Origin of the sequence: Mesobacillus boroniphilus (assembly GCF_018424685.1) — a bacterium.
GTDB lineage: Bacteria > Bacillota > Bacilli > Bacillales > Cytobacillaceae > Mesobacillus > Mesobacillus boroniphilus_A.
Genome location: NZ_QTKX01000001.1, coordinates 801,807 through 819,858, shown reverse-complemented (window position 1 = coordinate 819,858; position 18,052 = coordinate 801,807). Strand labels below are relative to the sequence as shown.

At 45.0% G+C, this 18,052-nt stretch carries 17 protein-coding genes; 1 reads left to right on the top strand and 16 read right to left on the bottom strand.

Annotation, left to right across the window (positions count from 1 at the left end):
- Window positions 1–305 precede the first annotated feature (305 nt).
- The 14 genes from DYI25_RS04005 to DYI25_RS03940 all read right to left on the bottom strand — a co-directional run bounded on the left by DYI25_RS04005 (window position 306) and on the right by DYI25_RS03940 (window position 15,610).
- On the bottom strand, window positions 306–1,463 hold the full coding sequence (locus tag DYI25_RS04005) for a homogentisate 1,2-dioxygenase (protein ID WP_213367156.1): 1,158 nt from the start codon (window positions 1,461–1,463) through the stop codon (window positions 306–308).
- Window positions 1,464–1,478: 15 nt separating this feature from the next.
- Window positions 1,479–2,402: a fumarylacetoacetate hydrolase family protein gene (locus DYI25_RS04000; protein ID WP_213367154.1), complete on the bottom strand. Its 924-nt coding sequence runs from the start codon at window positions 2,400–2,402 to the stop codon at window positions 1,479–1,481.
- Between the two features lie 8 nt (window positions 2,403–2,410).
- Complete coding sequence (locus tag DYI25_RS03995) at window positions 2,411–3,022, bottom strand: flavin reductase family protein (protein ID WP_213367152.1); 612 nt, start codon at window positions 3,020–3,022, stop codon at window positions 2,411–2,413.
- Between the two features lie 3 nt (window positions 3,023–3,025).
- Window positions 3,026–4,117, bottom strand: a complete 1,092-nt coding sequence (gene hisC / locus DYI25_RS03990) for a histidinol-phosphate transaminase (protein ID WP_213367150.1) — start codon at window positions 4,115–4,117, stop codon at window positions 3,026–3,028.
- Window positions 4,118–4,186: 69 nt separating this feature from the next.
- Window positions 4,187–5,302: a 4-hydroxyphenylpyruvate dioxygenase gene (gene hppD, locus DYI25_RS03985; RefSeq protein ID WP_213367148.1), complete on the bottom strand. Its 1,116-nt coding sequence runs from the start codon at window positions 5,300–5,302 to the stop codon at window positions 4,187–4,189.
- Between the two features lie 310 nt (window positions 5,303–5,612).
- On the bottom strand, window positions 5,613–6,995 hold the full coding sequence (locus DYI25_RS03980; protein WP_213367146.1) for a dihydrolipoamide acetyltransferase family protein: 1,383 nt from the start codon (window positions 6,993–6,995) through the stop codon (window positions 5,613–5,615).
- 11 nt (window positions 6,996–7,006) lie between these two features.
- Window positions 7,007–8,002, bottom strand: a complete 996-nt coding sequence (locus DYI25_RS03975) for an alpha-ketoacid dehydrogenase subunit beta (protein ID WP_213367144.1) — start codon at window positions 8,000–8,002, stop codon at window positions 7,007–7,009.
- Window positions 8,002–9,069, bottom strand: coding sequence for a pyruvate dehydrogenase (acetyl-transferring) E1 component subunit alpha (gene pdhA, locus DYI25_RS03970; protein ID WP_213367142.1), 1,068 nt, complete (start codon window positions 9,067–9,069; stop codon window positions 8,002–8,004). Before pdhA ends, DYI25_RS03975 begins: the two co-directional genes overlap by 1 nt.
- Before the next feature lie 33 nt (window positions 9,070–9,102).
- Window positions 9,103–10,209 carry a Leu/Phe/Val dehydrogenase gene (locus tag DYI25_RS03965; RefSeq protein WP_213367140.1) on the bottom strand — a complete coding sequence of 369 codons (1,107 nt, stop codon included), beginning with the start codon at window positions 10,207–10,209 and terminating at the stop codon, window positions 9,103–9,105.
- A gap of 61 nt (window positions 10,210–10,270) precedes the next feature.
- Entirely contained in the window at window positions 10,271–10,663 is a 393-nt protein-coding gene (locus tag DYI25_RS03960; RefSeq protein ID WP_425374481.1) for a thioesterase family protein, read from the bottom strand.
- Between the two features lie 719 nt (window positions 10,664–11,382).
- Window positions 11,383–12,177, bottom strand: coding sequence for an ABC transporter ATP-binding protein (locus DYI25_RS03955; protein ID WP_213367138.1), 795 nt, complete (start codon window positions 12,175–12,177; stop codon window positions 11,383–11,385).
- Window positions 12,152–13,183: an ABC transporter permease gene (locus tag DYI25_RS03950; protein ID WP_213367137.1), complete on the bottom strand. Its 1,032-nt coding sequence runs from the start codon at window positions 13,181–13,183 to the stop codon at window positions 12,152–12,154. Before DYI25_RS03950 ends, DYI25_RS03955 begins: the two co-directional genes overlap by 26 nt.
- A gap of 18 nt (window positions 13,184–13,201) precedes the next feature.
- The gene (locus DYI25_RS03945; protein ID WP_213367136.1) at window positions 13,202–14,200 is read right to left on the bottom strand and encodes an ABC transporter substrate-binding protein; all 999 of its coding nucleotides are present in this window, start codon (window positions 14,198–14,200) and stop codon (window positions 13,202–13,204) included.
- Window positions 14,201–14,662: 462 nt separating this feature from the next.
- Window positions 14,663–15,610 carry an NAD(P)H-dependent flavin oxidoreductase gene (locus tag DYI25_RS03940; protein WP_213367135.1) on the bottom strand — a complete coding sequence of 316 codons (948 nt, stop codon included), beginning with the start codon at window positions 15,608–15,610 and terminating at the stop codon, window positions 14,663–14,665.
- A 74-nt stretch (window positions 15,611–15,684) separates the two neighbouring features.
- Here DYI25_RS03940 and DYI25_RS03935 point away from each other — a divergent pair, with 74 nt between their 5' ends.
- Window positions 15,685–16,206: a gamma carbonic anhydrase family protein gene (locus DYI25_RS03935; protein WP_213367134.1), complete on the top strand. Its 522-nt coding sequence runs from the start codon at window positions 15,685–15,687 to the stop codon at window positions 16,204–16,206.
- Window positions 16,207–16,258: 52 nt separating this feature from the next.
- On the opposite strand, the gene DYI25_RS03930 is transcribed toward DYI25_RS03935, so the two are convergent.
- Both DYI25_RS03930 and DYI25_RS03925 read right to left on the bottom strand, forming a co-directional pair.
- Window positions 16,259–16,933: an NAD(P)H-dependent oxidoreductase gene (locus tag DYI25_RS03930; RefSeq protein ID WP_213367132.1), complete on the bottom strand. Its 675-nt coding sequence runs from the start codon at window positions 16,931–16,933 to the stop codon at window positions 16,259–16,261.
- Between the two features lie 61 nt (window positions 16,934–16,994).
- Window positions 16,995–18,032, bottom strand: coding sequence for a P1 family peptidase (locus tag DYI25_RS03925; RefSeq protein ID WP_213367130.1), 1,038 nt, complete (start codon window positions 18,030–18,032; stop codon window positions 16,995–16,997).
- Window positions 18,033–18,052: the final 20 nt, after the last annotated feature.

Here is an 18,052-nt window from a genome sequence, read left to right as displayed (position 1 = left end):
AAGCAGGCTTTTTGAATTTTATTTATTAAATTCAGTATTTTTTATTCAGCTACCCTTACTTATTGCCGAAAAATTTGTCTTTGCTGACGAGGTTCAAACTTTTATTGGCGAAAATTTCTTTTTATTGGTGAAGTTCACAACTTTATTGGCGAAAATATAATTTTATTGGCGATATCCACTTATTTATTGGCGAAAATACGTTTTTATTGGCGAACTGGAAAAAATCCGCGTTTTTTTCCAGTTCACTTACCCCTCCCTCAATCTAAAAAGACCAACCCGCTCTTTCGCGAATTGGCCTTCTCACTTTATTTCTCAATCCATGTATACATATACTGATTGTCTTCGATATCCTTGGCTTTCTTCACCGTCTTCAGCGGTCGGAATGTATCGATCATGACTGCAAGCTCAAGTGTTTCTTTTTTGCCAATGCTTGCTTCTGTTTTGCCTGGATGTGGTCCGTGCGGGATTCCGCTTGGATGCAATGTAATCGAACCTTCCTTGATTCCTTTGCGGCTCATGAAATTGCCTTCCACATAATACAGCAGTTCGTCACTGTTAACGTTGCTATGGTAATATGGTGCCGGAATCGCTTCAGGATGGTAATCGTAAAGCCTTGGCACGAAGGAACACACTACATAATTATGGCCTTCGAACGTCTGATGCACTGGCGGCGGCTGATGGATCCGGCCCGTGATTGGCTCAAAGTCTTCGATATTGAAGGCCCATGGGTACAGATAGCCATCCCAGCCAACAACATCGAGCGGGTGATGGTTCAATACATGGCGGTGTAGATGGCCGCGCGTCTTCGTGATGACCTCGTGCTCTCCTTTTTCAGAGAAGGTTTCCAGAGACTCGGGACCGCGAATATCGCGTTCACAGAATGGGCTGTGCTCGAGCAGCTGTCCATATTCATTGCGATAACGACGCGGGGTCGTAATCTGGCTGAACGATTCAACAATCAACGCCTTTGTCATTTCAGAGTCGTCAGGCACAACCCTGTAAATTGTGCCGATCGGAATCACGACATAATCACCAGGACGGTAAGTCAAAGTACCAAACATCGTCTCCACTTTGCCCGAGCCATGATGGAAAAAGAACATCTCGTCTCCATCACCATTTCGGTAAAATTGCTTCATCGGTTCAGTAATATTCGCAAATCCAATCAAAAGATCGTCATTACCAAGGATATAATCTCTTCCGCTTAAGGCATCACCGGTTTTCGTAATCTGGTCGGTCAGGAAGTGTCTATGGTTCAGTGAGTCCTGTTCCTCATATTCAGGCAGATAGCTGCCGATCAATTCACTTTTCACGACTTCCGTCGGCATATGATGGTGATATAGAATCGACTGTGTGCCTGAAAAGCCCTTCGTTCCCATCACCTGCTCACGGAAGAGCGAACCATCTTCCTTTTTAAAAATTGTATGGCGTTTCTTCGGGATTTCTCCCAGCTGGCGGTAATACATGAATACACCTTCTTTCTACTCTTCTATAATTTTATTTTTCAGGACGCCGAGCCCCGTAATCTCAAGTTCCACTTCGTCGCCAGGCTCAAGCCAGCGATGGACATCTGTACCAAGCTCGAGGATGCAGCCTGTTCCGACTGTTCCTGAGCCGATGACTTCACCCGGATACAGTGTCGTACCCGCTGATGCCCGTTCGATCATTTCTCCGAATGAGTAATAAAGATCCTTCATATTCCCCTTCGAAAGCTCCCTGCCGTTTACACGGGCAATCATTTCAAGGTCATAGCCTTTCTCCACTCTGAGGGATTCCACCTCATCTTTAGTGACCAGGTACGGGCCGAATGAAGTCGCGAAATCCTTGCCCTTCGCCGGACCAAGTCCGACCTTCATTTCCTGCCTCTGAAGGTCGCGCGCACTCCAGTCATTCATGATAAAAAAGCCGAAAATATGCTGTTCGGCATCCGCCGTCTTGATATTACGTCCTTCCTTGCCGATGACACAGGCAATTTCCAGTTCATAATCCATCCACTCACAAGCCTGTGGCCGCCTGATGTCTTCTTCAGGACCCTTGATGGCAAGATGGTTGGTGAAGTAGAACACTGGGAACTCATACCATTCAGGTATCATTTCAAGTCCTCGGTTTTCACGTGCCGTTTTTACATGCTGCTCAAATGCGTAAAAATCACGGACACTCTTCGGATTTGGCAATGGCGCGTTCATGCTGACTTCATTTAAAGGATAGGAACCATTACCTGTCTCTATCAAACCTTTATTCTTTTCGATATACTCTATGAATGCTTCGTGGTTTTCGATGAATGCCAACATATTGTCAGGCAATGTCCCGTTCGAGGCTTCATGCATATCGACCGCCATATTACTGGAGTTAATCCAGCCAGCACTCACTGTTCCGTCCTTTTTTGTAAACGTAATGAATTTCATGTGATCACCTATTTCCTTTGCAGCTCAAAGGTTTTTGCCAGCGGCAGAGTGTAAGTCGCTCCTGCCAGCCTGCCAACCGGATTGAGCTTTTCCGAATTGATGCGGCCATTTTCATACAAATCGTCTTCAACATGGACATGAACAACCTTGCCAATGACAAGGCTGCCGGCTCCAGCTTCTTCTCCGCCAAAGTGCAGGACTTGATCCAGTACACACTCAAGATGAACCTTCGACTCCTTGACTCGTGACGGCTTAACAGATACACTGTCAACTTTGTTCAGGCCTGAAGCTTCAAATTCATCGACATCTGACGCAAATTCAGTGGCGCAGTCATTCATCTGTTGGACGAACTCCTCACTGACAATATTGATGACAAATTCCTTTGTACTTTCAATATTTTTCAGCGTATCCTTTTTCGCGCCATCAGTCCCTCTTCTCATTGGCGAAAAGCACACCATCATCGGATTCGCACTGATAACGGTAAAGAAACTGAATGGAGCCAAATTGGCGTTCCCGTTTTCATCCTGGCTGGAAACAAAGGCGATTGGCCGCGGCAGGACTGAGCCTTGCAAGAGCTTGTAAGCGTCTCTCCATTCAAGCGATTCTGTTTTGATTTCCAAGGCTTACACCGCCCTTTCATGAAAAAGCTGACTGACGATTTGTAAAATGAATTGATGGTCTTCACGCGTTCCTAATGTGATCCGGAACGCTTCCTTGTAGCCCGAAAGCTGCATCTGTCTGACAAGCACACCATTTTCCGTCAGCTTCTGGATAACCGGTCTGTTCGTGAAAGCATACAAAAAGTTGGATTGCGATGGGAAACTATCAATCTCCAATTCTTTGAATTTTGAACTCAGAAATTCCCTCTCCGCACTATTTTTTGCTGCACAGTCATTCACAAAAGCCTGGTCTTCCAGCGCAGCCACCGCTGCCGCCTGTGCAAGCTGGTTCACGTTGAACACATCCCTGACTTTGTGTAACTCCTTGGCAATGGCCTCATGCATGATGCCATAGCCAACACGCAGGCTGGCAAGCCCATATATTTTTGAAAAAGTCCTGAGGATAACAATGTTCTTGTATTGCTCAAGCAACGACATCGTATCAATGTATTCCTCAGAATCTGCATACTCAAAATAAGCTTCATCCATGATGATCAGCACATTCGAAGGCACATGGTCGATAAACGAAAGCAGTTCTTGTTTGGCGACAATCGTCCCGGTTGGATTGTTCGGATTGCACACGAATACCATTTTCGTTTTTTCGTTGATTGCTTCCTGCATTTTTTTGAGATCATGCCTTCCTTCAACCATCGGCACAGTGATAGCTCTGCCCCCCTCGATCAGCACATTTGTTTTATAGCGAGGGAAAGTTACCTCAGCCATAACCGCTTCATCATTTTTATCAATGTACGCCCTTGTCAACAGGCGAATGATTTCCTCTGAACCGTTCGAAACAAGAAATTGCTTCTCGTCCAATTCATAATGCGAGGACAACCTCTCAACGATTCCTGAGGTCATTCCGTCCGGATAGAATGGGAGATTGGCAGATGCCTTCATGATCGCATCTCTGACCCCTGGTGAAGTGCCGTATACATTTTCGTTATCCGAAAGTTTCCTTACTGTTTTGATCCCATACTTTTCCTTGATTTCCTCAATTGTCTGGCCGAGGGCATATGGTGTGATTCCTTCAAGTTCCGCTCTTGCTTTTATATTCATGTTCTTCCCCCACTTCTAAGAAGCCGTTTATGACAAAAGGGAGCATATCGCCCCCTTCCGTCCCGGCTATTAAAGGTTGCCGCGTCTTTCCTGTTCACGCTCGATTGATTCGAATAGAGCCTTGAAGTTTCCTTCACCAAAACCTCTTGCGCCTTTTCGCTGGATGATTTCGATGAATAGCGTCGGGCGGTCTACGATTGGCTTCGTGAAGATTTGCAGCAGATAACCTTCATCGTCACGGTCTACTAGAATGCTAAGCTCTTTTAATTTATCGATTTCTTCGTCAATTTCGCCAACACGGTCTGATAGCATTTCATAGTATGAATCCGGTGTGCTCAGGAATTCCACTCCATTTTCACGAAGTTGTGCTACTGTGCTGCAAATATCCTCTGTTAAAATCGCAAGGTGCTGTACGCCTGGTCCGTTGTAGAATTCAAGATATTCCTGGATCTGTGACTTGCGCTTTCCTTCTGCCGGCTCATTTATTGGGAACTTTATGCGGCCGCCATTGTGCATCACTTTAGACATCAACGCTGAATACTCAGTCACGATATCCTTATCCGTGAAGTGCTTCATTTCCTTGAAGCCCATGACATTCGCATAATAATTAACCCACTCTTCCATTCTCTCAACATTGCCGACAACATGGTCGATGCCAATGAAACCTGCGTCATTCACAGGAACAGTCGTTTCGAGCTCAACAAAGCCTGGCATGAAAAGGCCTTTATAATTTTTTCTTTCAACCAGTGTATGGATTGTATCTCCATATGTACCGATGACGGCCTTCTTTAAGGTACCATTCTCATCAGAAACCTCATGCGGCGGCTGGATTTCGATTGCGCCTCGCTTGACCGCTCCCTCGTATGCCTTCTCGACATCATCGACTGCCAGCGCGATATCCTTGACGCCATCGCCGTGAGTCTTGACAAACTGGGCTACACGAGAAGAATCGTTGTATGTTCCAGTCACAACAAGTCGGATTTTACGCTGCTGAAGCACATAGGATGTAGTTTCACGGTTCCCTGTTTCAAGACCCGAATATGCTACTACCTTAAAGCCAAAAGCAGTCTGGAAAAAGTGAGAAGCCTGTTTAGCGTTCCCTACGTAAAGCTCTAAATAGTCAACATCTTGAACCGGAAAAAAATCCTCAGTCGTTTGGCCAGATACCATAACTTTCTCTTGCATTGTAAAACCTCCTGATAAGAATATTTATAATATTTAAAATTATTTTATAGTAACTACCACTGCCCTCTCAAGAGCGTGATGTAAAGCTATAATGCTTTTGTGTGGTAAAGAATCTGTTCTTATCAATATAAAAAGTAGAATATGAGCCGAACCTGATTAAATACCAGCTGCACATTTTAAATGCCCGTTGAATCGAATTTAATACCAATTGGCAGCATTTTAATACCAGTTGAACCGGTTTTAATACCGGTTGGCAGCATTTTAATACCAATTGAACCGGCTTTATACCGGTTGGCTTTTTAATACAAAATTACATCAATTCCAACAGCATCAATTTTGGATTCTCTATCAGCTGTGCGAAACGGTTTGTAAAAGCAACTGCAGTAGCCCCATCTGCAACTCTATGGTCAAACGCCATTGAAAGATTCATGATGGACCGGATGACAATTTCATCTTGATCCGTAGCAACTGGACGTTTCTTTGTTTTATGGAAGGAAACGAGCGCTGTCTGCGGGTGCTGGATGATTGGTGTTGCTCCAATACTGCCGCCCAACGGACCGACATTGCTAATAGTGAATGTACCGCCCGATATATCCTGGACCGTAAGCTTGTCATCAAGGGCAAGCTTTGTCAGACGCTTCATTTCATCATGGATTTGCTTTAAGTTCTTCTGTTCAACATTTCTGATCACCGGCACGATCAGTCCCTCTGGAGTGTCCACGGCAATTCCAATATGATGCTCACGTAACAGCTGGATGCTTTCATTTTCTTCATCAAGCTTTGCATTGAAGACCGGGAATTCTTTTAACCCAATCGAAAGAGCTTTGATGAAGAAGGCAGTCGCAGAAATAGAGTTTCCGGAAGCCTTGATCTCTTCTCGCAAAGCAATCAATTCGCTAACATCAATTTCCTCAAAGTGAGTACAATGAGGGATGGTATATATGGATTGGACCATCTTTTTAGCAATCTGCTTGCGGCGGCCGCGAAATGGCAATATATCCTGAGATTTGCCCACTGTTTCATGTCCAGCCGCAGTCTTTACTTCGGAACCCACTTCCGAAACGTTCGGAGCCTTCGATTCGGAAGCACGTTGCGAAACGTTCGGAACCTCTTGTTCGGAAGCATATTTCGAAATGTTCGGAACCTGCTGTTCAGAGCCTGCTTCCGAAGTGCTCGCACCCCCATGATCTCTTAATTTAACAAAGGCCAATATATCTTCTTCGGTAATCCGGCCTGCTGGTCCAGTTCCTTTGACTTCCATAATGTTGACGGCATTTTCCCGGGCAACTTTCCTTGTATAAGGAGAAGCGAGGATTCGCCCCAGTCGCGCACTAACACCTACAGGTACCTTGACTTCAGCAGGTCTGTCCAATACAACTACTGCAGCATCCGCTTGTGGTGCTTCTGAATTTACAGCTTCAGCCACCTTCTGAAGCTCAACAGTTTTACTTCCTCCGGAACTATCCTCCATGATGAGCAAAGTGGTTCCTACCTTTACAGTTTGCCCCGGGGTTAACAGCAATTCTTTTATTACACCTGAACGGGGAGCGGGAATCTCTGCGGTCATCTTGTCTGTCTGGACTTCTACCAATGGATCATCAGCCTTGACGAAATCCCCTGGCTTCACCAGGTAACAATTGATGTCCGCTTCGGTCATGCCTTCCCCAATGTCGTGGAGCTTTACTTCAACCATCGGCACGCCTCCTAAAACTTCATTACTTTCTCAATTGCAGCTGCGACTCTTTTCGGGGTCGGCAGATAATGATCTTCAAATCCAAAATACGGCACAGGCGTGTCATAGCCTGTAACTCTTTCAGCCGGAGCCTTTTGGTAAAGGAATGCTTCATCATTGATCAGGGATATCAAATCACTGCCAGTACCTCCCGTTGCATGGGCTTCATGGACAATCACCGTCCGTCCGGTTTTCTGGACTGACTCAATGACGAGGTCTTTGTCAATCGGATACAGTGTCCGCAAATCAAGAACCTCACAATTAATACCCTTCTGCTTCATATCTTCTGCAGCCTTCATGGCTACCGGAACCATCGCACCCCAGGCAATGACCGTCACATCGTCACCTTCGGTCAATTTCTTTCCTTTTCCAATTTCAACTGTATACTTCCCTTCCGGAACCTCACCGCGTGAGGAACGATAACTTCTCATTGGCTCTAAAAAAAGGACAGGATCGGGATCTTCAATAGCAGCGATCATCAGGCCTTTTGCGTCATAGGCATTTGAAGGACAGACTACCTTCATTCCTGGCATATGGGTAAAAAGTGATTCCGTACTGTCACAATGGATTTCAGGTGCGCGTACACCGGCGCCATAAGGAGCGCGGATTACCATAGGTACGGTATAGTGCCCCAACGTCCTCATCCGAAGTCTTGAGGCGTGTGTCATGATTTGTTCATAGGCAGGATAAATGAAGCCCAGGAACTGGATTTCCACAACTGGCCGGAATCCGTTCACTGCCATGCCGATCGCTGCACCTACAAAACCTGCTTCACTTAAAGGAGTGTCTATCACACGGTCCTCCCCATATTTCTCCTGAAGACCATCAGTTGCGCGGAATACCCCGCCATTTTTTCCGATATCTTCACCAAGGAGGATGACTTCCTTGCTTTCACTGAGCATCGTATCGAGTCCATCGGTAATAGCCTGGACGAGCGTCAAAGTCTTTGTCTGTACTGCCGTTTTCATCACACTTCACCTCCGATCAGCTCAAGGTATTCCCGCTTTTGCTTCTCGATTGTCCATGTAGGCTTTTCGAAAACGTAATCAAAGATCACTGCCGGATCAGCTTTAGGGAATTTTTCCATTTCCTGTACAGCTGCATCAATTTCAGCAGCTGCTTGCTCTTCTATTTCCTTCACCCATGCTTCATCATAAAGCCCTTCGTTTTTCAGCCAGCGTTCCAGCCTTAGCAAAGGGTCTGTTTCCAATCGCTTAAGCGCACTTTCACCCTGGTCACGATATTTTGAAGCGTCATCAGCAGTTGTATGTGATCCATACCGCCAGGTCATCGCTTCAATCAGAGTCGGGCCTTCGCCATTGCGGGCACGTTTAAGCGCCTTTTCCGTTTCAGCAAAAACGGCAAAAATATCGTTGCCATCAATTCTCACACCCGGAATATCATACGCAAGAGCTTTTTGTGCAATTGTTGCGGAATTCATCTGTTTGCTGATTGGTACTGAAATTGCGAATTGATTATTCTGGCAAAAATATACGACCGGGGATTTGAAGACGCTGGCAAAATTCAAGCCCTCATGAAAATCTCCTTCCGAGGTCGCACCATCACCGAAATAACAAATGGCCGCATTCTTTGTTCCTTTTTGCTTTTCAGCAAAAGCTGCACCCGCAGCGTGTGGAATCTGGGTTGCAATCGGGATGGCTGGCGGGAAGATTTTTTTACCATCCGGCGGGACACATCCTTCATTTCGTCCGTTCCAGAACAGTAAAATATTCCTCAGGGAGTGGCCGAACACCATTGCAGCACCGTGATCGCGGTACGTCGGGAACATCCAGTCTTCACCTTCGAGCGCAAGGGCTGTTCCAACCTGGGAAGCCTCCTGCCCTTCAAATGGAGCATACGTCCCGATACGCCCTTGCCGCTGGAGACTGATAGATTTCCTGTCCAGCGTCCGGATCCTTACCATTTCCGAATAAAACTTCTTCACTCTCTCTTCGGTCACCAAATTCTTATGTTCCTCAGACACAATGTTTCCATTTTGGTCCATCACTTGAAAAATCGGAAAGTCCTTTTCCATCGGCTCACCCTTTTTTAATAGTCTATGATTCTATTACATCCTCACTGCCCATTTTGGACGCTTCATATGTGAGAAAAAGCTATTGCGTCTTGTTCTGGCTTCGATCCGGTTTTCGCAAAATTTATTCGCAGCTTCAACTGTCGTGATTCCCTCTCGCTCTGCCTGCCTGTATATATTTAAAAGAGAATTATAGATTGCCTTCGTCTTCATCAAGACTCGTTCCTTGTTTGGTGAGTACAGCTCATCCGCCACCTGGATCAATCCTCCAGCATTGACGATGTAATCAGGCGCATAAAGGATTCCTTTTTCCTGAAGGATGTGGCCATGGCGTTCTTCCCTGAGCTGATTGTTCGCAGAACCGGCCACTGCTTTTACCTGGAGTTGAGGAATTGTGTCATCGTTAATGATTCCGCCCATTGCGCACGGGATGAAAATGTCGGCAGGCTGTGAATAAATTTCGTCGCTGTTTACGACCTTGATTCCTGCTCCCATTTCCTCCGCTTTCTTGACAATTTGGGCGATCGCATTTTGATTGATATCTGTTACATATAGATCTGCACCATTTTCCAGAAGATACTCTGCTACCTTGTAGCCTACCTTCCCCAGCCCCTGGATCGCATAGGATTTCCCGGACAAATCATCCGTATCCCAAAGAGCTTTGCTTGTTGCCTGCAATCCAAAGATGACGCCCTGAGCAGTTGGTACTGAAGAGTCTCCGCTTCCGCCATACACTTCATCTACGCCAACGATGCAATTCGTTTCTTTTAGTGCGTGGACAAAGTCTTCCGGATCCGTCCCCATGTCTGTTCCTGTATAAAAACGGCCCTGGATCGACTCAACAAACTGGCCAAATGCTCTGAACAATTCAGGGCTCTTATCCTTTGTAGGGTCACCAATGATGACAGCCTTTCCTCCACCGAAATCTACATCCGCCGCAGCGCATTTATACGTCATCCCTTTTGAAAGTCGCAGTACATCTTCTAGTGCATCGTCAACTGATTTATAAGGATACATACGGCACCCGCCCAAAGCTGGTCCCAACCGGGTACTATGAATTGCAATAATCGCCTTTAATCCAGTTGCTTCATCATTACAAAATACTACCTGCTCGTGCTCACGAATTTGTTCAAACATATCCATTGTTCTTTCCTCCTTTATTCCGTTAAACCATGTTAGCGCTTACATTTTTGCGCAAAAATTTTTAGCTGCCTGTAAGTAATTCAGTTATCCTCTCTTTAGGAAGGACTACTTGTTTGACTTCCCCCACTCCTACAAGACGCCCCTTACTTTCTGCCCTTACATTAGTAAGAATGGTATTGGCTTGGAGACCTGTGACGGTTGCTGTTACGGTTACCTCGGCTCCTTCGATACATGGAGCAATATGCTTAACTGTCACCGCACCACCCATACCTTCTTCATGATCCTCTAAAAAAGGAACTATAATTTGCCGGGATACCCATTCCATGTGATACACCATCGAAACAGTTGAGTATACTGGATGGACGACTTTCCCATCAAAGCTGGCAAACATATCTGGTGTAACAATGACATCGATGGAGGCTGTACGCCCAGCTATTAAGCCATCTCGCATCATATCCCACCTTTCCAAGTTGCAAATATGTATAACGTTTATTTAACGTTATCATAACATTCCGTTAAATAAATGGTCAATAAATTGTAAGAAATTTTGGTATTTTCTTAAAAGTAATTTTGATATAATATTTATTTTTTAATATTGGTTTAATTCCATTCAGGAGAAAAAACTCAGCAATCTCACTGTTATTACAAAATCTCGTATAAGCTGCTGAAAAAAACCATTTAAGAAAGCCTTTGCTATATTGACCGGTTGATTTCCACTCCAGGATGCTTCGCTTTCCGCTGGGAAGAATTATGAAAAAGCCCAACTGCCGGCTTTTTAAAAAATGAAATTCTTCGTTGAGGCGTGCGGTAAGCCTCCTCAGCGCTAAAGCCCCAGCGGGGTCTCACCTGTCCCGCTGATCCGCAGGACATTGATTGAGCATCCGTTAACCTGCCCACGCACGAAGAAAATGCGTTAGCATTTTCGAGGAGTCTCGCCCCTTCCGTTCCAATCAACCTCCTTGTTAACGATTGTTTTGAAAATCTATTCTAAAAATCACAATTTCTTAGAAAAAAGTCTTATTAATATCAAATTGGAACCTAAGAAAAATATTTATTCAACCAGGAAATCTCCTTCTCTTAACAAAACAGTTTATATTCCCTTCTCACAATCAATAAATCTCTTTCTTCTACAATAAAAATACAACCAGCTATTTTTAGCTGGTTGTTTTTGGTCTAGCTTAATAAAGCCCTGTCGCTTGCCATTTTTGTTCCGCGGATTCGCTGGAATTCATTAAGCAGGTCTTCGATTGTCAGTTTTGCTTTTTGTTCTTCATTTACTTCGAGGATGATCTGGCCTTTGTCCATCATGATCAGCCTGTTTCCGAGGTCGAGTGCCTGCTGCATGTTATGTGTGACCATCAGTGTAGTTAGATGGTATTTATCGACGATTTCTTTTGTTAAATTGGTAATTAACTCGGCACGTGCAGGATCAAGTGCCGCGGTATGCTCATCCAATAAAAGGATGGATGGTTCCGTGAATGTGGCCATCAGCAGGGATAATGCTTGCCGTTCTCCGCCAGATAACAATCCAACCTTGGCGTTGAGGCGATTTTCAAGACCGAGGTGAAGTGACTCAAGCACTTCCTGGAAAAGCTCCCGACGTTTTTTCGTAACGCCAAGGCGAAGCGTGCGGCGCTTGTTCCTTGAATAGGCAATCGCAAGGTTTTCTTCAATTGTCATACTCGGAGCGGTGCCGGCCATCGGATCCTGAAAGACACGACCGATCATTTTTGAGCGGTTGTATTCAGACATGTAGGTTACATCCTTACCGTCCAGTTCCACCTGGCCGTGGTCAGGAATCATTACACCGGAAATAATGTTCATTAATGTTGACTTTCCGGCACCGTTACTGCCGATGACTGTAACAAAGTCTCCCTTATCCAGTGTAAGATTAATATTATCCAGGGCGATTTTCTCATCTGGAGTACCCTCATTGAAGACTCTATGAATCTGATTTAAGTGCAGCACCAGTCTCACCCTTTCCTTCAGAAGAAACAGCTGCCATCTGCATGTTTTCAAGCTGTCTTTTAACCTTCCGTTTTTTCTCTTTATAGCTTTCTATCATTTTCGGTGCAGTCAGTGCCAGAATCACGATCACAGCGGTTATCAGCTTCATGTCGCCTGGTTCGAGGAACTCGACCCTTAGTGCCAGTGTGACAACGATTCGATAGATAATCGATCCTCCAATAACAGCAAGAGTGGTTCTAGCAATCGATTTTGTACCAAACAGCGCCTCCCCGATAATAACGGAAGCAAGGCCAATAATGATCATTCCGATACCCATGCCGACATCAGCAAAACCACCCTGCTGGGCGATCAAAGCCCCAGAAAAAGCTACCATCGCATTCGATAGGCCAAGGCCAAGGATAATCATCAGATTCGTATTGGAAGAGAAACTGCGGATCATTCTTTTGTTATCCCCGGTTGCCCGGATTGCAAGTCCAAGTTCGGTCTTAAGGAACGCATCCGTAAGGAATTTGATTGCCAGTGTCACGACAATCATGAAAAGCAGAATCCCCCATGTTCTCGGTAGGCTGTCCCCCAGTCCTACAGCGGTCAAAATACCATTTAAGAATGCGTCGATTCCAGTTTTTTCGAAAAAGTCTCTTACTCCGGTCATCGCAGTTTCAGTATTCAACAGCGGCACATTCGATTTACCCATGATCCTTAGATTTATAGAATACAAGGCAATCATCATCAGGATGCCCGATAAAAGTGCATTAACCTTGCCAACTGTATGGATTAGGCCTGTCAGACAGCCAGCAATGAAACCGGCAACAAGTGCAATCATTGTCGCTGTAAAGGGATTTGCTCCATTCACAATCATGATGGCGGCAACAGCAGCTCCGGTTACAAAACTGCCGTCGACCGTTAGATCTGGAAAGTCGAGTACCCGAAAGGATAAATATACGCCCAGAGCCATGATGGCATAGATTATGCCAGACTCAAATGCTCCAAATATTGAAGTAAACAAGTTGAATCATCCTTTCTCTTATTCTTCGTAGAACTCTGCGTCCTCTCCCCATTCTTCCTTGACCTCAACGCCCTGTTCCTCAGCGGCCTTTTTATTGATTGTCAGTGTCATTGATTTAGGAAGTTCTACCGGGATTTCAGAGGCTTTCTTGTTGCCTGATAAAATTTCTGCAGCCATCAAGCCTGACTGGTAACCAATGTCGTAATAATTGAATCCGCTCGCTGCAACTGCCCCGCGCTTCATGGAATCAAGCTCACCTACAAATAAGGGGATCTTTTTACCATTGGCTACAGAAATGACAGACTCAAGTGCAGAAACGACTGTATTATCCGTAGGTACATAGATGGCATCAACGCGGCCCACCAGGGATTCGGCAGCCTGTTTTACTTCAGCCGAGGTAGAAATGGATGCTTCGACCACCTTAGCCCCATTCGCTTCCGCAAGCTTCTTTACTTCCTTTAGCTGGACCTCTGAATTCTGTTCACCAGCGTTGTAGATCACGCCAATCTTCTTGGCACCAACTTCATTCGTCATAAAGTCGATTGTCTTTTTTGTAGCATCTGGATGGTTGTCGGTAGTACCAGTGATATTGTCGCCAGGTTTATCGAATGCTTCAACAAGTCCTGCTCCGACAGGGTCTGTCACCGAAGTGAAGATGATTGGGATGTCCTTTGTTGCATTAAGTGCAGCTACAGCACTTGGAGTAGCGTTAGCGAAGATGAGGTCGACCTTGTCACCTACAAAATTGTTCGCAATACTTGCTGTGTTATTCATGTCAGCCTGTGCGTTCTGGAAGTCATACGTTACATTGTCTCCCTCTTTGAATCCTTTGTCCTCGAGAGCTTTCTTAAAGCCCTCAGTTGCGGCATCAAGCGATGGATGCTCCGCAAATTGAGTTAAGCCGATCTTGTACTGATCTTTGTCAGATGAACCATTTGATGCTTCATTTCCTCCGCAGCCAGCCATTAGCAAGGCACTGGCGAGAACAAGAGAAATAGCTTTTACTGATTTTTTCATAAAAATCCCCCTTGATTATTTATAAACCGGCAGTAAACATATGTAGACTTAAACTTGCAATCAGCCGGAACGCACCCATTTTGAAATTGTTAGCCAGTTGGCAAAGATACTGGATGTCAGATTTTGAAAGCGATTCCAAAAAGTATGATATTCACTATAGACACCGTAAATATAACGTTATATTAACACCAGCTATAATTTAAAGTCAATAAAATTCCGAAAATTTAGTATGTTATGATTTCTAATTATTAAACCATCACTTTAGCAAACTATCAAGATGTTTTTTAGAAATAATAAAACTTTTTCGCTTTTATGCACGAAAGTGGCTGTTAATTGCAGCATTTAATGGCTTCTGTTGTACTTATCCTTTCAAAAACTTCTAGTATAGCCCTCAAATCAAAAAGCAATTTTTCAAATATAAATTAAAAAGTATGCTCCCATATGAAGCATACTTTGCATGTATTATAGTAAAAGTTCCACGATTCTCAGTCGATCCTTCGCTTCTTTAACCATTCGATCAAGTAATTCCTGTACCGACGGGATATCAGAAACCAGACCCGCCACCTGGCCTCCATTCATAAATCCGTTTTCTTCGCTTCCCTCCAGCGCACCTTTTTTATGTATATCCTCATTCGTCAGTTCGGCAAATTCTTCTGGGGTAATCCCCTTCTTTTCTGCTTCAAGCAGTTTGTCTGCATAAGAAGTATTCAGCAGCCTGCGTATTCTTCCAACAGACCTGCCGACTATGACCGTTTCATGGTCGCTTGCCTGCAAAAGCTTTTGCTTGTAGTTTTCATGGAATGGAGCTTCCCTTGTGGCGATGAACCTCGTGCCCATCTGTACACCGCTGGCTCCAAGTGCAAGCATGGCTGCAAGACCCTTTCCGTCACCAATTCCTCCCGCTGCTACAACCGGTATGTTTACCTGGGCGACAATCTGAGGAATAAGCGCCAATGTCGTCGTTTCCAGGTTCGAGTTAATTCCGGCAGCTTCATATCCCTCAGCCACTAAAAGATCAGCACCTGCAGCTTCCGCTTTTTTGGCTTGCTTTACAGACGCTACAACGGTAATAATCTTGATTCCAGCCTCTTTTAGCTTGGGAATGAAAGGTGCAGGATTACCCGCTGATAATGTTACTACTTGAACCTTGTGCTTAACAGCCAGGCGCAAGATTTCCACCACATTCGGCGAAACACTCAATGCCACATTCACCGAAAAAGGCTTTAATGTCCTCAATTTTGTTTCAAGAATAATTTGCTCCACTTCTTCAGCATGCATCGTTCCGGCACCAATTGTGCCAAGGCCGCCCGCTTCGGATACAGCAGCTGTTAAAACAGCATTGCTGATGTTCCCCATTCCACCCTGGATGATTGGATATTTTATGCCCAGAACAGAAGTAATCCCATTCACAAAAATTCCCCCTTCGTTAAATTAATGTTATACTAGTTCTAAAATTATGACAATTGAAAAGGGGGATTTTTTCATTGATTCTAAGTTATTTAGAGAAAAAACCTGTCATTGATGAAACAGTTTTCCAGGCACCCGGGAGCTACATCATCGGTGACGTGAAAATCGGCAAAAATTCCAGCGTGTGGTTCAATGCAGTTTTGCGTGGGGATGAGGATACGATAACCATAGGAGAGAGCTGCAGTATCCAGGATAACGTCACTTGCCATCTTTATGAGGGTTCACCGCTTGTCATTGAAGATGAAGTCACGGTCGGACACAATGCGATCCTTCATGGGTGCACTATTAAGAAAAGATGCATAATCGGAATGGGCTCTACAATCCTTGATGGAGCAGAAATCGGTGAGGAATGCATTATCGGGGCGAATACTTTGATTCCCGCGGGCAAGAAAATACCACCTCGCTCCCTTGTTGTTGGAGCACCCGGAAAAGTCGTAAGGGGAATCGGCGACAAGGATCTTGAACTGATCCAGTTATCAATCGATACATATGTTCAAAAGGGAAAGGAATACCGGGAAACTTTAAAAGGCATCAAATAAATGGCGAGAGCCAGGCAGTCGCCTGGCTCTTTGTTTATTAATGGTTCAATCCCTATACCCATTTAACTATGTCATCTAATGGTCTTCTTGTCTTTGGATTCGGTTCTTTTACACGATAGCCGAACGCACACATGACGGAAATTCCGAAATGGCCATCGTCCAGCAAACCCTCATCTGCGAGAAGTTTATTCATTTTTTCGAAATTGAAACCTTCAATTGGGCATGAATCAATCCCAATTTGTGCTGCTGCCGTCATCATATTGGCAAGGACGATATAAGTTTGCTTGCATGCCCAATCAAATAGCGGACGGTCTCCCTCGAGCAGATTAAAATCAGACTTCTGGAATTCCTCGATTCGTTTAAGGTAATTAGCCATGAAGTCCTCAGGCATTTTCTTCTTATTTCTAAAATGATCCTGCAGATATTCAGAGTCATATTTTGTATCAACTTTTGTCCTCGCAAGGATAATCACAAAATGACTTGCTTCCGGAAGCTTGCCAAACGCTCCCCAGGCGGTATTCTTAACTTTCTCGCGGAGCTCTTCACTCTGGACAACAAGAAAGCGCCATGGTTCAAACCCAAAAGAACTTGGCGATAGCTGGCCGGTCTCCAGGATAAAACGGAAGTCTTCCTCTGGAATCTTTTTGTTCGGGTCAAATTCCTTTGTGGCATGCCTATAACGGAAAGCGTCAAGAATCTCCTGCTTCAATGTTTCTTTGTCACGCATATGTATCTCTTCCCTTCCAAGTTTTGTTTTTTTAAACTTATCACATTTCTTTTATAATTGCCTACAAAAAAGGGTAAGCCTCAACCACTCTGCCTTTTCTCCCTTTAGTAGTTTCTGCCTGCGATAATGAATTCAGGATTGCTTCCTCGGCTGATTCTGCTGCTGCAGTGAAGAGCTCGTTCATCACTGGATGGTCATCCCTAATCCGGCTGCTTGTTTGAACTGATTCGTCCGAATAATGGGTTGTTTGATTGGCAGTTGAAAAAGCAATCACAATATCACCGCTTCCATTGCTGAAATGACTGCCTGTCCGGCCGAGGCCGATTCCAGATCTCTTTGCCAGCCGCAACAGCTGGCGATCACTCAACAGGGCATTTGTGGCAAGGATGATGATGATGGAACCATCTGCTGTCTCGGATATTCCTGATTTTATTGAATCAATCCCATATCTTTCTGCCATGAACTCCTCTTTTTTACCGAAGTTGCTGAGCACGAGACAGCCAATCGTATAAGGTGTTGCGCCATTTATAATCCTTGAGGCTGTTCCAATGCCGCCTTTATGACCGAAGCAAACCATACCTTTTCCCGCTCCGATTGCACCTTCAACTGCCGGCCGCTCTGAAGCTGTTTTAATCGCTTGTATTGCTTGTTCAGGTCTTAAAGGAAAATGCCGAATCGAGTTTAAGTAGCTGTCATTGCATTCACCGACGACAATATTAATGGTACCCGTCGTCTCTCCAATCTCTTCATTTTCAGCAAGCATGTATTCCAGCGTACCCTGGGTAACAGCGGGTACCGCAAATGTATTAGTCAGCATAATTGGAGCCTCGATCGTTCCGAGTTCGTTCACCTGGACGAGACCAGTCGTTTTTCCAAAGCCATTAAGGACGTAGCTAGCGGCTGTAACCTTCTCTTTGAACAAATTTCCGCCATGCGGCAGGATTGCCGTCACCCCAGTACAGGCATACTCCTCGCCTTTGTCATCCAGCGGAAAATCCAATGTTACATGGCCGACCTTTACACCCGGCACATCGGTTAGACAGTTATTGGTCCCGGGGGACATCCTGCCAACCACAATCCCTCTATCGCGTACTTTCATGTTAACCCTCCTAGATTTCC